General features: G+C 75.6%; 4 protein-coding genes. 1 reads left to right on the top strand and 3 read right to left on the bottom strand.

The features are described from left to right. The 3 genes from ACIQOV_RS35640 to ACIQOV_RS35630 all read right to left on the bottom strand — a co-directional run. Positions 1-272, bottom strand: a 272-nt coding sequence (locus ACIQOV_RS35640; protein WP_401054969.1) for a DUF6461 domain-containing protein, incomplete at its 3' end; no start/stop codon positions are given. A 46-nt stretch (positions 273-318) separates the two neighbouring features. After that, complete coding sequence (locus ACIQOV_RS35635) at positions 319-1,845, bottom strand: CoA transferase (RefSeq protein ID WP_401054968.1); 1,527 nt, start codon at positions 1,843-1,845, stop codon at positions 319-321. Between the two features lie 70 nt (positions 1,846-1,915). After that, the gene (locus ACIQOV_RS35630) at positions 1,916-2,545 is read right to left on the bottom strand and encodes a LysE family translocator (RefSeq protein ID WP_359900394.1); all 630 of its coding nucleotides are present in this window, start codon (positions 2,543-2,545) and stop codon (positions 1,916-1,918) included. Positions 2,546-2,791: 246 nt separating this feature from the next. Here ACIQOV_RS35630 and ACIQOV_RS35625 point away from each other — a divergent pair. Continuing rightward, positions 2,792-2,883 (top strand): AsnC family transcriptional regulator (locus tag ACIQOV_RS35625; protein WP_401054970.1); only part of this gene is annotated, 92 nt, incomplete at its 3' end.

The following is a 2,883-nucleotide window of genomic DNA, read 5'->3' as shown; positions in this document are numbered from 1 at the left end:
GGGTCGAACAGCGCCCCGTCCCCCTCGTCCCCGCCGGCCCCTTCCTCGTCCTCCTCGTCCTCCTCGTCGTCGTCCTCGTCCACTCCGTCCTGGTAGGCGTCCCAGCGGGCCATAACCGCCGTCAGGCCGACGGCGTCGCTCGCCGGCAGGGCGTCGAAGCGGCGCAGCAGCTCGTCGGCCGCGAGGCCCTGGACCTGGGTGAGGCAGTAGGCCTCGCCCAGGTCGGGGTAGCGGTCCTCGAACCAGGTGTAGTCGGTGGCGTGTGCGGTCATGACGGCGATGCTGTCAGACGCCTCGGACAGCGCTCGCCCGGGGCCGTCAGAGCCAGACCGGTTCGTCCGTCCCCCAGCGCCCCGGCGGGCGCGACCAGTCGGCGGGCGCCCCCTCGTACCCGATCGGCGGCAGGGCGTGGCGCAGCCGCCCGTACGCGGAGTCGGTCTCGACCAGCCACCGGGAGGGGTCGTACGGCTCGGGCGAGGCCCCCTGCGGGGCTTCCGGTTCGATGCCGTGCAGCAGCCAGGATGCCGTGCCGGCGAGGGAGAAGCGCAGGTGGCGGCCGCCGGGGCGGCGGGTGCGCTGGTCGGTGAGGGCGCGCAGGACGGCGGCGGCGATGAGGTAGCCGGTGCCGTGGTCGAGGGCCTGGGCGGGCAGCACGCCGGGACGGCCACCAGGGGCGACCTCGTGCCCGGAGCCGGATGCTGAGTCCGAGTCCGAGGAGGAGTCCGAGTCCGAGTCCGAGTCCGAGGCGGAGGCAGAGGCGCAGGCGGACTCGTGGGCGGCGATGCCGACGCCCGCCTGGACCAGGCTGTCGAAGCCGCGCCGTCCGGCCCAGGGGCCGGTCCAGCCCCAGGCGCAGAGCTGGACGAGGATCAGGTCCGGGCGGCGGGCGAACAGCGCGTCGGGGCCGAGGCCGTGGGCGTCGAGGGCGCCGGGGCGGTAGGCCGTGACGACGACGTCGGCGGTGGTGAGCAGCTCCTCGAAGACCGCACGGTCGGCCGGCACGGCGAGGTCGAGCCGGGTGGAGCGCTTGCCGAAGCCGGTGTCGGCGTGGGCGTCGTCGGCCTCCGGCAGCCGGGGCGAGTCGACGCGCAGGACGTCGGCACCGAGCAGGGCGAGGGTGCGGGTGGCGACCGGCCCGGCGATCACCCGGGTGAGGTCGAGGACCCGGATCCCGGCGGCGGGCCGGTCCACGGGAGCCTCGCCGAGCGGGCGGACCGGCGCGGTCCTGGCGGCGGCACCGATGTCCCGGCGCCCCACGAGGGGGTGCACGGCCGGGCCCACCGGCGCGACGGCAACCGCGAGCGCTCCCGCCTCGTACGCGCGCTCCTGGATCCGCTCGGCCGGCAGTCCGCCGAGCGTCTTGGCGAGCTGCTCGGGCCCGGCATCGGCGGCGAGGCCGAGCGCGGAGAGCAGCCGGGTGCGGTGGTGCGGGTAGTTGGCGTGGGTGCGCACCCAGCCGTCGGCGGTGCGCCAGAAGCCGGAATGCGGGGCGAAGGTGACGGGCGTACGGCCGTCGACCGTCAGATGCCGCTCGCTGACGAAGGCGGTGGCGACCGCGCCCTGGTCGACCCGGACCGCGGGAACGGCCGGGACCGCCGCGCCGCCACGGTGGGCGGCGAGCTCGGCGGCGGCCAACGAGCAGACCGCCACGGTCGCACGGGCGAGCCGGCGGACCGGCAGGCCGGAGGGCAGGACGTCGTCCGGCCCGTGGAAGGTCACCCGTTCCAGCAGTTCGGGCGGGCCGCCGAGAGCCTCCCAGGCATGGGCCGTGGGGCCGTCGACGGCACCGGGGGTTCCGGTGGGTCCCGTGGGTTCCGTGGGCCCTGTGGGTCTGGTGGATCCCATGGTTCCAGTGGTTCCGGTGGTTCCTGCTGGCAACGGGCGATCGGTCATGCCCCGCATTGTGCTCCGGTTCTCAGGCGGTCGCTGTGACGCCCGCCACCAGCATCAGCAGGACCGCCGAGACCACGGTCATCCGGCGGGCCGCCTGCGGGGTGCCGCCGAACCGGCCGCCGAGCCGCCCGCTGGCGTGCGCGACCAGCCCGTACACCACCGCGCAGGCCAGCACGTTGAGCGAGCCGAGCGCGAGCACCTGCCCGCCGACCGGCAGTGCGGCGCCCGGATCGACGAACTGCGGCACCAGGGAGAGGTAGAGCAGCAAGCCCTTGGGGTTGAGCAGCGCGGTCAGCATGCTCTGGCGCAGCACCGTCGCGGTGGGCTGCGGCTTGGGCGCGGCCAGGGCGGCGGCGCCCCCACCCTTGCGCAGCGCCAGCAGCATCATGACGGCCAGCACCAGCAGGTAAGCGGCGCCGGTGAGGCGCAGCACGGGCAGGGCGGCCGGGACGGCGCGCAGGGCGGCGGCCAGGCCGGCGCTGGAGAGCAGGGTGTGGACGGCGTACCCGGCGCAGACCCCGCCGACCGCGATCAGCGCGGCACGGCGTCCCTGGCCGAGGCCTCGGGCGGCGATGTAGAGCCAGTCGGGGCCCGGGGTGCAGACCAGCAGCAGGTCGACTCCGAGGAAGAGGAGGAGGGCGTGGGTGTCCATGGGCGTGGCGTGGCCTGTCGTGCTCGTCGCGGTGTGGGCCCGGCGGGTCGGCCGGGGTGTCCCGGCAGGTCGGCCGGGGTTGCTCCGGCGGTCGGCCGGAGGGTTCCCCTCGGTCTACCGGAGTGCGCCGTTGGTGGGCCGGGAAGGCCCGGCAGCCGGTGCGGTCACTGAAGGTAGCCGGACGGGGCTGGCACGCGATGGCGACTTCGCGCTGGTCGGAGCCGCGTTTTGGCAGAATGTTGCGCCATGGACCGAATCGACCGCAGAATCCTCCGCGAGCTCCAGCAGGACGGGCGCCTGACCAACACCGAGCTGGCCTCCCGGGTGGACCTCACCCC

This window comes from Kitasatospora sp. NPDC091257 (assembly GCF_044757675.1).
Classification (GTDB): Bacteria; Actinomycetota; Actinomycetes; order Streptomycetales; family Streptomycetaceae; genus Kitasatospora; species Kitasatospora lactacystinica.
The sequence above is the reverse complement of the archived record's forward strand: the minus strand, read 5'-3'. Positions and strand labels throughout refer to the sequence as shown.